The 16,117-nt window shown below is 71.9% G+C and carries 13 protein-coding genes and 1 tRNA gene; 6 read left to right on the top strand and 8 right to left on the bottom strand.

What is annotated here, in order from left to right; genetic code table 11:
* Positions 1 to 33 precede the first annotated feature (33 nt).
* A tRNA-Sec gene (locus tag FZ046_RS10445) sits at positions 34 to 125 on the bottom strand.
* Between the two features lie 38 nt (positions 126 to 163).
* Between FZ046_RS10445 and selD the strand changes: the two genes are divergently transcribed.
* The 4 genes from selD to FZ046_RS10425 are packed head-to-tail and all read left to right on the top strand — an operon-like array spanning position 164 to position 4,797.
* Entirely contained in the window at positions 164 to 1,165 is a 1,002-nt protein-coding gene (selD, locus tag FZ046_RS10440; protein ID WP_246182958.1) for a selenide, water dikinase SelD, read from the top strand.
* 40 nt (positions 1,166 to 1,205) lie between these two features.
* Complete coding sequence (locus tag FZ046_RS10435; protein WP_070355825.1) at positions 1,206 to 1,721, top strand: 2Fe-2S iron-sulfur cluster-binding protein; 516 nt, start codon at positions 1,206 to 1,208, stop codon at positions 1,719 to 1,721.
* The gene (locus FZ046_RS10430; RefSeq protein WP_070355826.1) at positions 1,718 to 2,707 is read left to right on the top strand and encodes an FAD binding domain-containing protein; all 990 of its coding nucleotides are present in this window, start codon (positions 1,718 to 1,720) and stop codon (positions 2,705 to 2,707) included. The genes FZ046_RS10435 and FZ046_RS10430 overlap by 4 nt, the downstream gene beginning before the upstream one ends.
* On the top strand, positions 2,707 to 4,797 hold the full coding sequence (locus FZ046_RS10425; RefSeq protein ID WP_070355827.1) for a xanthine dehydrogenase family protein molybdopterin-binding subunit: 2,091 nt from the start codon (positions 2,707 to 2,709) through the stop codon (positions 4,795 to 4,797). Before FZ046_RS10430 ends, FZ046_RS10425 begins: the two co-directional genes overlap by 1 nt.
* Positions 4,798 to 4,905: 108 nt before the next feature.
* Here the strand turns inward: FZ046_RS10425 and FZ046_RS10420 are convergent, their stop codons facing one another.
* The gene (locus tag FZ046_RS10420; RefSeq protein WP_070355828.1) at positions 4,906 to 5,109 is read right to left on the bottom strand and encodes a cold-shock protein; all 204 of its coding nucleotides are present in this window, start codon (positions 5,107 to 5,109) and stop codon (positions 4,906 to 4,908) included.
* A 379-nt stretch (positions 5,110 to 5,488) separates the two neighbouring features.
* Here FZ046_RS10420 and FZ046_RS10415 point away from each other — a divergent pair, with 379 nt between their 5' ends.
* Positions 5,489 to 5,962 (top strand): DUF5994 family protein, encoded by a 474-nt coding sequence (locus FZ046_RS10415; protein ID WP_083298546.1) that lies wholly within the window; start codon positions 5,489 to 5,491, stop codon positions 5,960 to 5,962.
* On the opposite strand, the gene FZ046_RS10410 is transcribed toward FZ046_RS10415, so the two are convergent.
* Genes FZ046_RS10410 through FZ046_RS10400 form a run of 3 tightly spaced genes read right to left on the bottom strand, consistent with a single transcriptional unit; the run spans position 5,947 to position 9,335 of the window.
* Complete coding sequence (locus FZ046_RS10410; protein ID WP_070355829.1) at positions 5,947 to 6,882, bottom strand: NAD(P)/FAD-dependent oxidoreductase; 936 nt, start codon at positions 6,880 to 6,882, stop codon at positions 5,947 to 5,949. The two genes, FZ046_RS10415 and FZ046_RS10410, sit on opposite strands and share 16 nt — an antisense overlap.
* Before the next feature lie 55 nt (positions 6,883 to 6,937).
* Positions 6,938 to 8,317, bottom strand: a complete 1,380-nt coding sequence (locus FZ046_RS10405; protein WP_070355830.1) for an alpha/beta hydrolase domain-containing protein — start codon at positions 8,315 to 8,317, stop codon at positions 6,938 to 6,940.
* Between the two features lie 28 nt (positions 8,318 to 8,345).
* Entirely contained in the window at positions 8,346 to 9,335 is a 990-nt protein-coding gene (locus FZ046_RS10400) for a DUF3533 domain-containing protein (RefSeq protein WP_149484242.1), read from the bottom strand.
* Between the two features lie 113 nt (positions 9,336 to 9,448).
* On the opposite strand from FZ046_RS10400, the gene FZ046_RS10395 reads away from it, so the two are divergent.
* Entirely contained in the window at positions 9,449 to 11,227 is a 1,779-nt protein-coding gene (locus FZ046_RS10395; protein WP_070355832.1) for a thiamine pyrophosphate-requiring protein, read from the top strand.
* A gap of 6 nt (positions 11,228 to 11,233) precedes the next feature.
* Here FZ046_RS10395 and FZ046_RS10390 read toward each other — a convergent pair whose 3' ends face one another.
* The 3 genes from FZ046_RS10390 to FZ046_RS10380 all read right to left on the bottom strand — a co-directional run bounded on the left by FZ046_RS10390 (position 11,234) and on the right by FZ046_RS10380 (position 16,117).
* Positions 11,234 to 12,496, bottom strand: a complete 1,263-nt coding sequence (locus tag FZ046_RS10390) for a sensor domain-containing phosphodiesterase (protein ID WP_070355833.1) — start codon at positions 12,494 to 12,496, stop codon at positions 11,234 to 11,236.
* Between the two features lie 61 nt (positions 12,497 to 12,557).
* Positions 12,558 to 14,303, bottom strand: coding sequence for an asparagine synthase (glutamine-hydrolyzing) (gene asnB, locus FZ046_RS10385; protein WP_070355834.1), 1,746 nt, complete (start codon positions 14,301 to 14,303; stop codon positions 12,558 to 12,560).
* Between the two features lie 2 nt (positions 14,304 to 14,305).
* Positions 14,306 to 16,117, bottom strand: coding sequence for a glycosyltransferase (locus FZ046_RS10380; RefSeq protein WP_211372272.1), 1,812 nt, complete (start codon positions 16,115 to 16,117; stop codon positions 14,306 to 14,308).

Genomic DNA, 16,117 nt, shown 5'->3' with positions numbered 1-16,117 from the left:
CCGGGACCGCTCCTCGCACCGCGATCGGGCGGGCGGAGGCGGACGGGAATCGAACCCGCCAGCGACAGCAACTGCCGCTCAGCGATTTTGAAGACCGTGCCGGTCACCAGACCAGATACGCCTCCCTAGCCCACGGTCCATCATGGCAGGCAGCATGGAGGGCGTGACCACAGGACAGACGTATCGACTGACCCAGTACGCCCACGGCGGCGGCTGCGCCTGCAAGATCCCGCCCGGCGAGCTGGAGGACGTCGTCCGCGGCCTCACCTCCGCCGCCCCGGCCAACCCGCCCGGCAAACTGCTCGTCGGGCTGGACGACGGCGACGACGCCGCGGCCGTGCGCGTCGGCGACACCGCGCTGATCGCCACCACCGACTTCTTCACGCCGGTGGTCGACGACCCGTACGACTGGGGCCGCATCGCCGCCGCGAACGCGCTCTCGGACGTCTACGCCATGGGCGGGCGACCGGTCGTCGCGGTCAACCTGCTCGGCTGGCCGCGCGACGTGCTGCCCTACGAGCTGGCCGCCGAGACCCTGCGCGGCGGTCTGGACGTCTGCACCGAGGCGGGATGCCACCTCGCCGGCGGCCACAGCGTCGACGACCCCGAACCGAAGTACGGCCTCGCCGTCACCGGCATCGCCGACCCGCAGCGCCTGCTGCGCAACGACGCCGGCCGCCCTGGCATCCCGCTCTCGCTGTCGAAGCCGCTGGGCGTCGGCGTGCTCAACAGCAGGCACAAGGCTACCGGCGAACGCTTCGAGCAGGTCATCGCCAGCATGACGGCGCTCAACCGGGACGCGTCGGCCGCCGCGCTCGCCGCCGGTGTCGAATGTGCCACCGACGTCACGGGATTCGGACTGTTGGGTCACCTGTACAAGCTGACCCGCGCGAGCGGCGTCACCGCGGTCCTCGACGCCGCCGCGGTGCCCTACCTCGACGGCGCCCGCGAGGCGCTGGCCGCCGGCTACGTCAGCGGCGGGACGCGGCGCAACCTCGAGTGGGTGGCCCCGCACGTCGACGTCTCCGCGGTCGGCGAGGACGAGGCGCTGCTGCTGGCCGACGCCCAGACCTCGGGTGGGCTGCTGATCGCCGGCGAGATCCCCGGCGCGCCGGTGATCGGCGAGCTGGTTGCCGCGGGCGAGCACGCCATCGTCGTGCGCTGAACCGCCGTTTCGCACCGGGGCCCCTGGGTACCTCCCGCTCATGGAGTCAGCCCACTTCACCGACATCTCCGTGCGCGTCGACGGCGCCGACCACACGGCGCGAATCGACAACCGCACCACGCTGCTGGACCTGCTGCGCGAACACCTCGGCGTCACCGCCCCGAAGAAGGGGTGCGACCACGGCCAGTGCGGGTCGTGCACGGTGCTGCTCGACGGCCGCCGCGCCACCACGTGCCTGGCGCTGGCGGTCGCCCACGACGGCGCCGAGGTGGTCACCGCCGCCGGGCTGGGCACCGAGGACGCACTGCACCCGGTCGCGCAGGCGTTCCTGGACCACGACGGCTTCCAGTGCGGATACTGCACGCCCGGGCAGATCTGCTCGGCGGTCGGCATGCTCGACGAGTTCAAGGCCGGCGCGCCCAGCCATGTCAGCGACGACCTCGAGGGCGCCGGTGACCTCACCGACGCCGAGATCCGGGAACGCATGAGCGGCAACCTGTGCCGCTGCGCCGCCTACCCGAACATCGTCGCCGCGATCGCTCAGGCCGCGCGGTGAACCCCTTCGAGTACCACCGCGCGACGAGCGTGGCCGACGCCGTGACCGCCGTCGCCGACCGCGACGACGCCGTCTTCCTCGCCGGCGGCACCAACCTCGTCGACCACCTCAAGCTCGGCGTCGTCACCCCCGGCCTCGTCGTCGACGTCGGCCACCTACCGCTCACCGACGTCGACCCGCTGCCCGACGGCGGCCTGCGCGTCGGCGCCGACGTCCGCAACAGCGATCTGGCCGCCCACCCGGTGGTCCGCAGCCGCTACCCCGTGCTGGCGCGCGCGCTGCTGTCTGCGGCGTCCGGTCAGCTGCGCAACCTCGCCACCACCGCGGGCAACCTGCTGCAACGCACCCGCTGCGTCTACTTTCAGGACCTCACGACCCCGTGCAACAAGCGCACCCCCGGCGAGGGCTGCTCGGCGATCGGCGGCTACGTCCGTTACCACGCGATCCTCGGCGCCTCGCAGCACTGCGTCGCCGCACATCCGTCCGACATGGCCGTCGCCATGGCCGCCCTCGACGCGGAGGTCGTGTTCGTCGACGCCGACGGCGAGCACCGCGTGCCGCTCTCGGAGTTCTACCGCCTGCCCGGTGACCGGCCCGACCGCGACACCACCCTGCCGCCCGGAGCGCTGATCACCGCCGTGGAGATTCCCGCGCCGCCGGATGCGGCCCGGTCCACCTACCGCAAGGTCCGTGACCGCGCCTCGTACGCCTTCGCACTGACCTCGGTGGCCGCGGAACTCGTCCTCGACGGCGACACCGTCAGCTCGGCGCGCATCGCGCTCGGCGGCGTGGCGCACCGGCCGTGGCGCGCACACCGCGCCGAGGACATCCTGGTCGGGCGATCCGCCACCGAGGACGTATTCCGGCTCGCCGCCGATGCCGAACTCGACCAGGCCGACCCGTTGCCGGGCAACGAGTTCAAGGTCGAACTGACCAAGCGCGCAATGCTGGCCACCCTGCTCGACCTCGCGGAAGGACACCGGTGATGACGAGCCTGGACCCCCGCGCCATCGGCACCCGGCTGACCCGCATCGACGGCCCCGCCAAGGTGACCGGCGCGGCCGCGTACGCCTTCGAGTATCCCGTCGAGGCGCCGCTGTACGTCCACCCCGTGCAAACCACCATCGCCAAGGGCCGCGTCACCGCCATGGACACCGCCGCCGCCGACGCGGTCGAGGGCGTGCACGGCGTCCTGACCGTGTTCGACGCGCCCGCGCTCGCCGACACCTCCGACGGCGACCTGACGATCCTGCAGGACGACGCCGTGCACTACCGCGGACAGCTGATCGGTGCGGTGCTCGCCGAGAGCGCCGAAACCGCCCGGCACGCAGCCGGTCTCGTCACGGTGAACTACGACGCCGCCGACCACGACACCGAGATCCGCGTCGACCACCCCGGCCTGTACGCCCCCGAGCAGGTCAACCCGTCCTTCCCCACCGACACCTCCGAGGGCGACGCCGAGGCGGCCCTGCGCAGCGCCGCGGTGAAGATCGACCAGACCTACACCACCAGCCACGACCACAACAACCCGATGGAACCGCACGCCACGATCGCGGTGTGGGACCCCGACGGGCCCGCGCTGACGCTGTACGACTCGACCCAGGGCGTGCACGTCCTACGCAAGCAGATGGCGACGCTGTTCGGCCTCGACCTCGACCAGGTGCGGGTGGTGGCGAAGAACGTCGGCGGCGGATTCGGCTCCAAGGGCGCCCCGCACTCGCACAACGTGCTGGCGGTGATGGCCGCGCAGCGTGCCGACGGCAGGCCGGTCAAGCTGGCCGTCACCCGCCAGCAGATGTTCGACTTCGTGGGCTACCGCACGCCGACGATTCAGCACATCCGGCTCGGTGCCGACCGCGACGGCACGATCACCGCGTTGAGCCACGACGTCGTGGAACAGACCGCCACCGTCAAGGAGTTCGCCGAGCAGACCGCGGTGCCGTCGCGCATGCTCTACGCCGGCGCCAACCGCCGGACCAGCCACCGGCTGGCGAAGCTCGACGTGCCGGTGCCGTTCTGGATGCGGGCACCCGGTGAGTGCCCCGGCACCTATGCGCTCGAGGTGGCGATGGACGAACTCGCCGTCGCCTGCGGCATCGACCCCATCGAGCTGCGGATCCGCAACGAGCCCGACGTCGACCCGGAGACCGGACACCCGTGGTCCGACCGCCGCCTGGTCGAGTGTCTGCGCACCGGCGCCGAGCGCTTCGGTTGGGCGACACGGGATCCGGAGCCGCGTGCACGCACCGAGGGCGAGTGGCTGGTCGGCACCGGCGTCGCCTCCGCGGTGTACCCGGCGATGATCCAGCCCGGCAACAGCGCGCGCATCGAGCACCTGGGCTCCGGGCGCTACGCCGTGTCGATCGGCGCCGTCGACATCGGTACCGGCGCGTGGACGGTACTGACGCAGATCGCCGCGGACGCGCTCGACGGCGACGTCGACGCGATCGATCTCCGCATCGGCGACAGCGACCTGCCCACCGCGTCGGTGGCCGGCGGCTCGTCGGGTACCAGTTCGTGGGGGCGGGCGATCGTCGCGGCGGCGCGGGCATTCCGCGACGAGCACGGCGCCGATCCGGCGACCGGTGCGGCCACCACGGCCGACGCGCCGGAGAACCCCGAGGCCGACGAGCACGCGATGTACTCGTTCGGGGCGCACTTCGCCGAGGCGCGAGTCAACCGCTACACCAGCGAGATTCACGTATCCCGGATGCTCGGGGTGTTCTCGGTGGGCCGGGTGATCAACCCGACGACGCTGCGTTCACAGCTGATCGGTGGCATGACCATGGGGCTGTCGATGGCGCTGCACGAGGAGAGCGTCCGCGACCACCGGTTCGGTCACGTCGTGACCCGGGATCTGGCGACCTACCACATCGCCAGCCACGCGGACGTGCCCGACATCGAGGCGCTGTGGCTGGACAGCACCGACCCGTTCTCGAACCCGATGGGGTCGCGCGGTGCCGGCGAGATCGGCATCGTCGGCTCACCGGCCGCGGTGGTCAACGCGATCCACCACGCGACCGGGGTCCGTGTTCGCGACCTGCCGGTGCACTGCGACGCGCTGCTGGGCGGCTGAGTGCCCTCGACGGCGTCGGGGCCGGGGATGGTCCGGCCCGGAGGCCGTCGAACGAAACGTGGGCTGGCGGGAACACCCGCCAGCCCACGTTCTGCGTTGAGGTCCGCTCTAGATCGCGGAGACCTGCACCGCCTGAAGTCCCTTTGCGCCACGCTCGACCTCGAACTGGACGCGCTGATTCTCATCCAGCGACCGGAATCCGGAGCCGGTGATCGCCGAGTAGTGGACGAAGACATCCTCTGCACCACCGTCGGGGGTGATGAAGCCGAAGCCCTTTTCGCCGTTGAACCACTTCACAGTTCCCTGTGCCATACTTTTCTACTTCTTCCATCTTGAATTGAATGCAGAGAGCATCCGCGAAGAGCGTAACAGTCTTCGACGCTCAGACCAGCCCCTAGCCGGAATCCGCATCGATTCGTGCGTCGGGCGGACGATCCGTCGACGGAGCCGGACGACGCCGGCACCGGTGTAGCGTTCGGGGAGAACCGTCCATCGTTCGCCGTCGCACCCGCGACCAGGTGAGTCACTCCGGGTGCCGCGACGCCTCGGCGAGCGATGTCCCTCTCGGGTCCAGCTCGTCGTCGATGCGTGCCGGTACCACCGCCCAGCACCGACACGGATGGAGTTCCTCGATGACCGATCTCGTTCGGCGACAACGCGTCTCGCGTGGCCGCTACCGCAGCGGGCTCGCATGAGCGCTCCGAAGGGGCGACCGCTGCGAGCGCTGCGCCTGACCCTGGCGGCGGAGTTGGGCGGCGCCATCGACGGCGCATGGTGGCCCTACGGCAATTCCGTGGCACACGAACTGGCCGGCCTCGTCGAGGCGCTCCGCAACCGCGTCGGAGGGGTGCTGGACGTCAGCGTCAACTGGTCGGCACTCGACGGCGTCCCGAACCTGGACGCCCGGGTCCCGAGTTCGCTCCCCGGGACGTTCCGGCCCGTGCGCAACCACCACGTCATCACCGTCACCGGGGACGCGGCATGCGCCAAGATCATGGTCGTGCCCGCACGGACCAGCCGCCTGCTGGCCACGATGGTGCTCCGGCACGCCGCCGACCTGCCGATCACGGCGCTGCACCGAGACACCGACGAATGCCGCATCGCGGCCGACCTGGTCGCGGCCGCCCGGCGGCAGAACGCGACATCGGGTCACGTCGGCGGGTAGGGCAGCCCGAACTCGTCGGCCAGCAGGCTCTGCACGACGATCATCGCCGCCTCGGACCCCGACGCAATCGCCCCGGCGACGTGCGGGCTCTTCGTGCAGACGTCGCCCGCCGCGAAGACACCGCCCACCCGCGTGCGGTGCAGGTGGTCGACGCCCAGCATCGCCTCTCCGACGGGACCCGGCGCGAGGTCGCCGCCGAGCTGTTCGGCGAGCGCCGACCGCGGGAACAAGGGCGCCCCGACCAGGATGCCGTCCCGCTCGATCTGGTGACCGTCGGCGAAGCGGACCGCCGCGAGGGCGCCGTCCTCGCCGAGCAGCTCGACGACGCGCCGGTCCTCGACGACGACTCCGGCCGACTGCAGCAGCCGACGCTCGTCCGGCGCGAGTTCGGACCGACCGTCGGTGAGCAGCACCACGTCCTCGGTCCAGCCCCGCAGCATCAACGCGGTGTGCACCGCCTCCGCGCCGTGTGCCAGCGCCGCCAACTGCTTGTCCCGCATCTCCCAGCCGTGGCAGAACGGACACTGGAACACCGACATGCCCCAGAAGTCGGCCAGCCCCGGCAGCGTCGGCGGGCAGTAGCTCATTCCGGTGGTCAGCAGCACGCGCTTCGCGACGACCGTGTCGCCGTCGTCGAGGTCCAGGACGAACCCGTTGTCCACCGGACGCCCGCCGGCGACGTGCGCCCCGCGGTACTCGACGCTCGGGTAGGCCGTCAGCTCCTCGCGACCGATCGCATACAGCTCGGCCGGTGGCCGCCGGTCGAAACCGAGTAAGCCGCCGATCACGGGAGCCGCCCGGTTGCTCTGGTCGTCGTCGTCGAGGACGATCGTGCGCCGCCGCGCCCGGCCGAGCACCAGCGCCGCGCTCAACCCGGCGGCACCGCCGCCGATGACCGCACATTCCCATTCGTCGCGCATCGGTCCGGTGTTCCCGCCGCGCCGACGCCGAAAAGCCACCAGACGAACGGCTGTGTCACACCATCGGATACGTCGCGGTGGCGAGGTCCACGATCTCCGCACGGTCGGCCGCCAGCAGGACGCCGGCGTCGATGGCCGCGTCGAGCGCGGCGGTGAACCGTTCGACGTAGTCGTCGAGGCCGCACGGGTACAGCTCGCGCACGGTGGCGGCGTCGAACGGCTCCCCGGAGCCGAACAGCAGCGCCATGACGTCGTCGCCCGGGGCCAGGCCCGACGTCCGGGCGACCGGCACGTCGACCCACGGGGTGCGCACGCCGCCGGTCGCGAGGCCGTGCCGGTCGAGCAGCAGCTGCGGCGGGTCGGCGTCGGTGAGGTCCATCGGCGCGGCGGTCGTGGCCGGCTCGCCGGTGCGCACCCAATGCGCCAGTGCGGCGAGCGCGGCCTGCAGGACGTAGTGGTGCTGTGGCGCGAAGTTGACGTAGTGCGGCAGCTCGCGGCCCATCAGCGACCGCGTCGGGCGCCACGCCGCCACCAGGTCGGTCAGCGGCGCGGCGCCGGAGTCGATGAACCCGACGCCGATGGTGTAGTTGTCGGCGTGCGCGGTGCCGGGGACCTCCCAGGTCCGCAGCCGCGCGTCGTCGGGCCTGCGGGCGGCGTGGTATCCGGCACGGACGCCGCCGACGAGGTCGGTTTCGGTGATCACCGTCAGCACCGGCACGCGCAGGTCGTCGATGAACGGCACCGGGTCCGTCGAGACGGTGTCGGCGAAGATCGACGATCCGTCGAGCGGCGCGGCCGGACCGAACCGGGAATGCACCAGGAACCCGTCGTACACCCCGGCCAGCCGATCGATCCGGTTGACGTAGGTGGTGAGGAACAGCGCCGACTGCGACTCCCCCACGGCCAGGACGGCCTGCGGCGCCAGGCCGTCGAGCACGTCGCCGGGCCGCTCGGTGAGCAGCCGCCCGACCTGGGTGAAGACGTCGTAGGCGTAGGCGTCGCCGGGGTGGTGTAGATCTGAATACCGCTGCGGGGACTGCGTCTTGAGCGACATGTCCATGCCGAGGCTGGCGCCGCCCTCGATGCCGACGCGCTGCGCGGACACCGCGACGTAGGCGTGCCGGGCGCGCACCACTTCGCGGTGGGCCATGAACCAGACGGCGGGGGCGTCGAGGCCGCCGCTGACGTTGAGCCATTCGACGACCACCGTGCCGCTGAAGCCCTCGTTCGGCGTCAGCACCACGATCCGCGTGGTGTAGTCCGCCGCGCCGTCGGGAGCCACACGGTCGGCAGAGACGCCGTCCGGGGAAGGGACGTAGCGCGTCGCGCGGCCGGACACGAAGTACTCGCGCACGGTGTAGTCGAGGTCGGCGACGTCGTATGCGCCGAGCAGCAGATTGGGCGGGCCGTCCACCGGGGTCAGGTCGGGCGCCATGGCGGCAGGAATCCTCTCGGGGGTCGGGTCAGCGTTGCGCCGGAGAAGTACCCAGTCTGCGCGACACCACCACCAGCACGGTGAAGGTCACCGCGAGCCACCCGCCGAGGACGAGGAACGGCAGGATCCGTTGGTGGTCGGGAAAGTACGTCGCCGAGTGCAGTGCGCTGACCGTCGCGCCGCTGGGCAGCGCGTGGTTGAGGAACGCGAACGGTTGCGGCAGCAGCGACGCCGACACCGCACCGCCGGATGACGTGTTGCCCAGCAGGATGAAGGTCAGCCACGTCGGGATGATCGCCCAGCGGTGCACCAGGATCAGCATCGTCGAGTTGAACACCGCCGCCACGGCGATCTGCAGCGATAGCAGCAGCCACAGCATCGGCAGCGGCGCTCCCAGCGCATGCAGCACCGGGCCGGCGATCAGCGCGAGCGCCAGCCCGCCGACGACGGTCAGCACCGCCACGCACACCAGCCACTTGCCGAGCGTCAGCGTCTTCACGTTCGCCCGCAGCTGGAACATGGTGACGAAGCCGAGGATGGTCGCGGCGATCACGGCGTAGAACGTCGCCAGGCCGGCCGGATCCTCGGGGGGCAGCGGATGCAGGTCGACGACCCGCAACCGGTACGGCTCCGGCGCGGCCTGGACGAGTTGCGTCAGCGCCCGCGACGAGGACGGGTCACTGGCGCTGGACACCAGGAGTTCCGGTGGCGTGGCGCCCGCGTCGATGACGGCGGTGACGCGCTGCTCGTCGATCGCAGCGATCGCGGCGGCGCGCGTCAGATACGTGCGGGTGTCGAATTCGTGCTCACGGACCTGTAATTCGCCCAGCAGCTGTGCCGACGGTGCGCCGACCACCCCGACCGGCAGGTGGTGGGGAAAGGGCCGGCCGAGCGCCACGGTGTAGGCCGCGGCGAACGCCGACGTCATCACGATGGCGATCGTCAGCACGGTCGCGACCTTGCGCCACTCGAGCGGAATGGCCGCCAGACGACGTCGCACTGCGCCGGACAGAGCCATGACCCGGGCGCTTACCCGAGAGGCCCGCCCGCGAAACGCCCGGCACTCTGGTTTGCCCGTGCCATCCCGGGTAGCCCCGCGATGATTCATGACGCGAACGAGCGAAGGACGACATGGGCGAACAGTTGGTCGCAGACGCAATCGTCGAGCGCCTCCGGGCGTGGGGCGTGACGCGCATCTTCGGATACGCCGGGGACGGCATCAACTCGCTGCTGGGTGCGCTGCAACGCTCGGGCAGCCCGGAGTTCGTGTCGACGCGGCACGAGGAACTCGCCGCGTTCGCCGCGTGCGGCCACGCGAAGTTCAGCGGCGAGGTGGGCGTGTGCCTGGCCACCCAGGGTCCGGGCGCGATCCACCTGCTCGCCGGGCTGTACGACGCGAAGCTGGACCGGCGGCCGGTCGTCGCGATCGTCGGACAGGTGGTGTCGACGGCGCTGGGGAGCGGCTACCTGCAGGAGGTCGACCTGCACGCGCTGTTCAAGGACGTGTGCAGCCAGTACGTGCAGACGGTGTTCGCACCCGAGCAGGCGCTGACCGCGCTGGACAACGCCATGCGCACCGCGATCGCGACCTCGACCCCGACGTGTCTGATCATCCCGCACGACGTGCAGAAGGCGTCAATGCCCGAGGAGACGCCGCACAGCCACGGCGTCGTTCCGTCCGCCCCGATCGCCGCGCGGCCGCGGATCGCGCCGCCCGAGGAGCAGTTGCGCCGGGCAGCCGACGTGCTCAACGCCGGGGACCGGGTCGCGGTGCTGGTGGGTCGCGGCGCCGCGGGATGCGCCGAGCACCTGGCGGCCGTCGTCGACGCCGTCGGTGGCGGAGTGACGACGTCGCTGCTCGGCAAGCCCGTGCTCGACGAGACGCAGCCGTGGCACACCGGGGTGATGGGACACCTCGGCACCACCGCCAGCGCCCGGCTGATGGCGGAGTGCGACACCCTGCTGATCGTCGGGTCCAACGACCCGTGGACGGAGTTCTACCCGGCACCCGGACAGGCGCGGGCCGTGCAGATCGACATCGAACCGCGGGTACTCGGCGCCAAGTACCCGATCGAGGCGGCCGTGAGCGGCGATGCGGCGCTGTCCCTTTCGGGTCTGCTTCCGCTGCTGGAGCGTACGGCCGACCGTAGCTGGGAGCAGCGGGTGCACGGCTGGACTGCGCAGTGGCATCGATTGGCCGACGAGCGCTGCCGCGAGACCTACGACGCCGCCAACCCCGAATTCGTGGTGCGCGAACTGTCGGACCACCTGCCGCCGAACGCACGGGTCGCGGTCGACGTCGGGTCGACGGTGTACTGGTACGCCCGGCACCTGCGGCTGCCCGCCGGTGTGCCCGCACACGTCTCGGGCTACCTGGCGTCGATGGGATGCGGGCTGCCGTACGGCATCGCCGCCAAGCTCGATGCGCCGGACCGGCCGGTGGTGGCGCTCGTCGGCGACGGCGCCATGCAGATGGCGGGGTTGCCAGAGCTGGTGACCCTCGCCGACCGGTGGCGGGACTGGGCGGACCCGCGATTCGTGGTCCTGGTGCTGCACAACGGCGACCTGACCGAGGTCAGCTGGGAGCAGCGCGAGATGGAGAACGATCCGCGCTTCCCCGCCTCGCAGCGGGTGCCGTCCTTCCCGTACGCGGACTACGCCGAGCTGCTGGGGCTTGGCGCCGTGCGGATCACCGCGTCGGACCAGGCGACCGACGCGTGGCGACAGGCGTTCGCCGCGGACCGGCCGTTCGTCATCGAGGCGATGGTCGACCCCGCCGCGCCGATGCTGCCGCCGCTCATGCCGGAGTCCAAGGCCGAAGGGCTGTACGCCGCGCTCGAGCAGGAAGACGGCGGTGGCGCCGTCGTCGACCGCGTGCGCCGGCAGCGGGCGGCGGACTCCGAGGAGTAGGGACTCTCAGCGCATCCGGTCGAGCAGACTGCGGGCGCAGCGGGTGACGACGGACCGGTCGTAGGTCATCACGACGTCGAACCGGCGGTCGGCGTCGTCGACCTCGGCGTCGTCCGTGCCGCGTTCCCGGGCGATGAGCGCAGCGGCGGTGTGCGGTCCGAGGACGAGCACGGTCCACTCGCGACAGACCGGGTCCGACCCATCCAACGGCACTCCGCGCACCCGGCCGCCGAGGTCCTCGGGGAGGTCGGCACCGAACACCGCGACGAGCGGACAGCGTTGCGCGAGACCGTGGTACCGCGTCCGCGTGCCCGGCGTGAAGTACTCGACGCGTTGCAGGGCGGTCATGACCATCGGCGGATCGACCGAATGCTGCGCCTGCGACTCGATGTGCTCGGAGAAGGCCAGTAGCGTGCTCTTGCGCACCGTGCGCGGTACGCACGTCCGAGCCGCCACCTCGAACGGCGACCGAGGCTCGGCCGGAACTGAGGTACGGCGGTTCGGCATCGTCCACCGCACCGGGCGGCTGCCGTCGGCGATCGATCGCGCGCGGCCGAACCGCCAGCCCTGTCCCAGCGTGGCCCCGAGGGCCAGCGCCTGCTCGAGGTGCTCGTCGGTTTCGATGCCCTCGGCCAGGATGGTGGCGCCGGTGCGTTCGTGGTGGGCCAGCACCGCCGACAGGGTCCGCGCCTGCTCGCGGGTCGGGCCCGACTGCACCAGGGAGAGGTCGAGTTTGACGATGTCGGGCTGCACGACGTCGAGCAGCGCCAGTGAATCGGTGTAGGCACCGACGTCGTCGAGTGCGATTGCGAAACCGTCGTCGCGGATGCTGGCGACCTTGCGCAGCAACGACCGCGGGTGCGCGAGCACACTGCGTTCGGTGAGTTCGAAGGCGACCTCGAAGCGTTCCCGCGCCACGGCGAGTGCCGTGTGGTGCGAAGGGCCGACGTAGGGGCTGTTGGGTTCGGAGTTGATCAGCAGCAGCATGCCGGCGGTCGAATGCTCACCGAGGGCTCCGTCCAGTGCGGCGGCGATGCAGGACTGATCGAGGTGGTCGACGCCCCCGTTGGCGGCCGCGTGGGTGAAGACCGCCTCGGGCTGCGGGTCGTCGAGGGAGGGCCAGCGGGCCAGCGCCTCGTACCCGACGACCTCGCCGCCGGGCAGGGACACGATCGGCTGGAACGCGGAGATGACACCGCGACCGCTCGCGGCAGCATCGAGTTGCTCGTGTGCCGTCGCCCCCGTCGCACGTCGATCCGGACTGCTCACGGAACCCCCCTCGGTTCCGAACCGACTACCCAGGCGCGGAATGAGCAAACAGTACCCCGATCTAGGCGACGGTGGCGAGGTCCCCGGTCAGGGGCTGCCGCGTGATCAGCGCGCGCCACCACAGGTCGGCGACCAGCAGCACCCACGTCCGCAGCGCCACCAGTGCCGGATCGGCGGCGTCGGCGCGCAGCCACCGGCGGGCGACCACCGGGTCGAGCACGTCGGCGATCCCGCCCGGCGTGGCCTGCAGCCGGCGCAGGACCGTACCCAACCGGGCGGCGTCCCAGCGGCTCAGCGGCGGGGCGAAGCCGCGCTTGGGCCGGTCCAGCACGGCGTCCGGCACGCATCCGCGCAGCGCCGAGCGGAACAGGTCCTTCAGGGCGCCGCCCGGCATCCGGGCGTCGCCGGGCAGGGCTGCCGCCAGTTCGACGAGCCGGTGGTCGAGCAGCGGCACGCGTGCCTCCAGCGAGTGCACCATCGACGACGTGTCGAGCAGCGGCAGCAGCGCCGCCGGCAGGCTCAACGTGCCGTCGAGGTACATCCGCGCCGCCCCGGTGTCCCGGGTGCCCACGGCGGCGAGTCCGTCGCGCAGCCGCTGCGTGACCGGTTCACGCCCGGAGAGTCCGAGCGCGGTGCGGACTTCGGCCTCCGGAAGTACCGAGAGGTCGTCGACGTAGCGCTGCACCGGGTCGGCACCGGGCAGCGTGTAGCGGCCGTAGCCACCCCAGATCTCATCGGCGCCGGTGCCGCTCAGCAGGACCGTCACGTCCTGCGCGGCGGTCTCGCAGATCGCGAGGCTGGGCAGCACGGCGGGGTCGCCGAGCGGTTCGGACAGCCGTGCCGCCAGGTCGGGCAGTGCCCGCAGCGCGTCGACGCCGTCGATGGTGCGGGTGATGAGCGGTGCGCCGAGGTCGTCGGCGGCGAGGCGCGCGTAGGCAGTGTCGCCGTCGGGTTCGTCGAAGTCGACGCAGTACCCCGGCGCGCTGCTGCCGAGTTCGCGGACCGCCCAGAGCACCGCCGTCGAGTCGATGCCGCCGCTGAGCAGCACCCCCACCGGGACGTCGCTGCGCAGCTGCAGCCGCACGGCGTCGACCACCAGGTCGCGGACCTGATCGCGGACGTCCTTCGGCGCGGCGCCCGACGGGGTGGGCCAGTGCCACCACCGCCGGTGGCCGACCTCGCCCGCCCGCCACGTGACGACGCAGCCCGGCTCGACCTTCGCGACGTCGCGCAGCGGCGTGCGCGGGGCCGGAAGGTGGGTGAGGACGAGCATCGAGGCGAGGCCCTCGAGGTCCACGGTGCGCGGCAGGGCCGGATCCCGCAGCAGCGCAGGCAGTTCCGACGCGAAACGCAGGCGCCCACCGGCGTTGCTCCAGAACAACGGCTTGACCCCGACCCGGTCGCGGACCAGGTGCACCTCGCCGGTGCGGCCGTCGTGGATCGCGAGGGCGAACATCCCGTTGAGGCGGCCAAGGCACGCGAGCCCCGACTCCTCGAAGAGGTGGGCCACCACCTCCACGTCGCTGCCGGTGCGGAAACGGTGCCCGCGCTGCTCGAGTTCGGCGCGCAGCTCGACGTGGTTGAAGATCTCGCCGTTGCCGACGACGGTCACGTCGCCGGCGGCGATCGGCTGCCGACCACCGGCCACGTCGATGATCGCGAGCCGCGCGATGCCGAGGCTGACGGGCGGATCGCCGACCGCGACGGCCCGCAGATCGTCGGGACCGCGGTGCCGCAGCGCCGCGCACATGTCCTCGACGAGCGCCGTCGTCGCCCCCGGCCCCGCCGCCCCGGCGATCCCGCACACGGCTACCTCCTCGTCGGCCGGCCGGCGAGCCGCCGGAACAGCGCCATTAGATCGTCGGCGTGGTGGTCGAAGGTGAACTCGCGCCGCCGGTGCCACAGGTCGGCGCGCAGCTGCTCGGCGTGTGCCGTGTCGTGCAGCGCGGCCACGACGTCGTCGGCCTCCTCGTAGCACCAGCCGATGCCCTTCTCCCGAACCAGCCGTTCCATCGCGACCCGGCTGCCCGGGCTGCGCTGCTGCAGCACCGGCAGGCCGGCCGCGAGGAAGGTGCCGAGCCGCGCCGGCACGTTGAGGTCGTCCCACGTCGCCCGGGTGAGGTCACCGCCGTTGTGGCTGCGGAACCGGTGCATCCACGCGGCGTCGTAGCGCGACAGCACCGACACCCACTGCGTCGCGTCGACCGGTCCGTGCAGGTGCAGGTGCTCCGGCGCCACCGCCCGCACCTCGTCGAGCCAGGACCGCCACGGCGCCGCGGGCCCGTCGCGCAGCCCGTGACAGTGCAGGTGCACGCCGCCCGCGGCGAGCGCGCCGACGAACTTCGGGTCAAGCCCGAGTGGGCGCCCCAGGACGGCGGTGTGCACCGCGCCGTCGGATGCCGAGAGCCGCCGGGCGGCCGGGGCGTCCTGCCAGTCCGCCTTCGGCAGGCTCGCGTCGACGACCAGTCCGGCGTCGGCGAGGTCGGGCAGCGCCAGCCGGAACCACTGCCGCTCCTCCTCGGAACCGAGGATCACGGCGTCGGAGTGGCGGCACAGCGCGGCCAGTTGCGACCATTCGCCGCGCGCGATGCTGCGCTGCGGGGCCTCCTTGAAGTGCCACACGAACGGGATGCCCGCGGTGGCATGCAGCACCTCGGCGGCGAACGGCACGGCGCGCCAGTCGAGTTGGGCGTAGATGACATCGGGTGACAGCGCCCGCACCGCGGTGCGCCAGTCACCGTCGTCGATGTCGGTGACGTGCCCGAACGGCAACGGGCCCACGGTGTTGTAACCGAGCCCGTCGCCGGTCCACAGCCCGAACAGCCGGGCCCCGCGCTCGGCCAGCGCCAGCACCCGCTCCGGGTTGTAGGCGAGTTCACCGACCAGCAGCACCGTGAGCGGGTCGCGCGCCGGGCCCATCCGCGTCTCGCGGAACCTCCGGTACAACGCCCGCTCGTCGACCGCGTTGCCGTCGCGGGTGCGGATCCGCAGCGGCTGCCGGATGCGGTAGCGGCGCCGAAAGACGTTGACGCCGCCGTCGTGCCGTTCGCTGAGCGCCTTGTGCCGCTGGTCCGGGTGATCGGTCCACGTGCACGTCACCCGGCCCGTCGCCCGGCCGGGACCGGTGCCGCGCAGGGCGGCGAAGAACAGCAGGTCGAGGTCGTCGCTCTCGCCCTCATCACGGGTGACCCAGCGCAGCGGCCGGGCACCGTGCATCACCTGCACCAGCTGCAGCCCCTCCGGAGGGGCGTTGAGCGCCACCTCGTCACCGTGGTGGATCACCCCCGAATGTGCCCATGCGGCACCGTCGTCCAGTGCCGCGGACAGCGTGGCGAGGTGATCGACGTGATAGACGTCGTCGCTCGGCAGGTAGGCGATGCGACCGGAACGCGCGCTGTTCAGGCCGGTGTTGAGCGCGGCACCCAGGCCCATGTTCTCCGGCAGCCGCAGCAGCCGCACGCGGGTGTCGGACGAAAACGGTTGCAGCGCCCTGGCGACGTCGTCGGGTGAGCCGTCGTCGACGACGAGCAGTTCCCAGTCGGTCAGTGACTGGGCCAGCAGGCTGTGGACCGCGCGGGGCAGGAAGTGACTCTGCCGGTAGGTCGGCATGATTACGCTCAC

Source organism: Mycolicibacterium grossiae (genome assembly GCF_008329645.1).
Lineage (GTDB): Bacteria > Actinomycetota > Actinomycetes > Mycobacteriales > Mycobacteriaceae > Mycobacterium > Mycobacterium grossiae.
Note: the sequence above shows the minus strand (reverse complement) of the source record. Positions and strands in the feature narration are given on the sequence as shown.

Excerpts from the sequence above, each read along its gene's own strand:
- FZ046_RS10400 (WP_149484242.1), bottom strand. The coding sequence starts at position 9,335 with ATGGCTCTGTCCGGCGCAGTGCGACGTCGTCTGGCGGCCATTCCGCTC.
- FZ046_RS10405 (WP_070355830.1), bottom strand. The coding sequence starts at position 8,317 with ATGGCGCCCGACCTGACCCCGGTGGACGGCCCGCCCAATCTGCTGCTC.
- FZ046_RS10425 (WP_070355827.1), top strand. The coding sequence starts at position 2,707 with ATGACGAGCCTGGACCCCCGCGCCATCGGCACCCGGCTGACCCGCATC.
- FZ046_RS10415 (WP_083298546.1), top strand. The coding sequence starts at position 5,489 with ATGAGCGCTCCGAAGGGGCGACCGCTGCGAGCGCTGCGCCTGACCCTG.
- FZ046_RS10410 (WP_070355829.1), bottom strand. The coding sequence starts at position 6,882 with ATGCGCGACGAATGGGAATGTGCGGTCATCGGCGGCGGTGCCGCCGGG.
- FZ046_RS10435 (WP_070355825.1), top strand. The coding sequence starts at position 1,206 with ATGGAGTCAGCCCACTTCACCGACATCTCCGTGCGCGTCGACGGCGCC.
- FZ046_RS10395 (WP_070355832.1), top strand. The coding sequence starts at position 9,449 with ATGGGCGAACAGTTGGTCGCAGACGCAATCGTCGAGCGCCTCCGGGCG.
- FZ046_RS10420 (WP_070355828.1), bottom strand. The coding sequence starts at position 5,109 with ATGGCACAGGGAACTGTGAAGTGGTTCAACGGCGAAAAGGGCTTCGGC.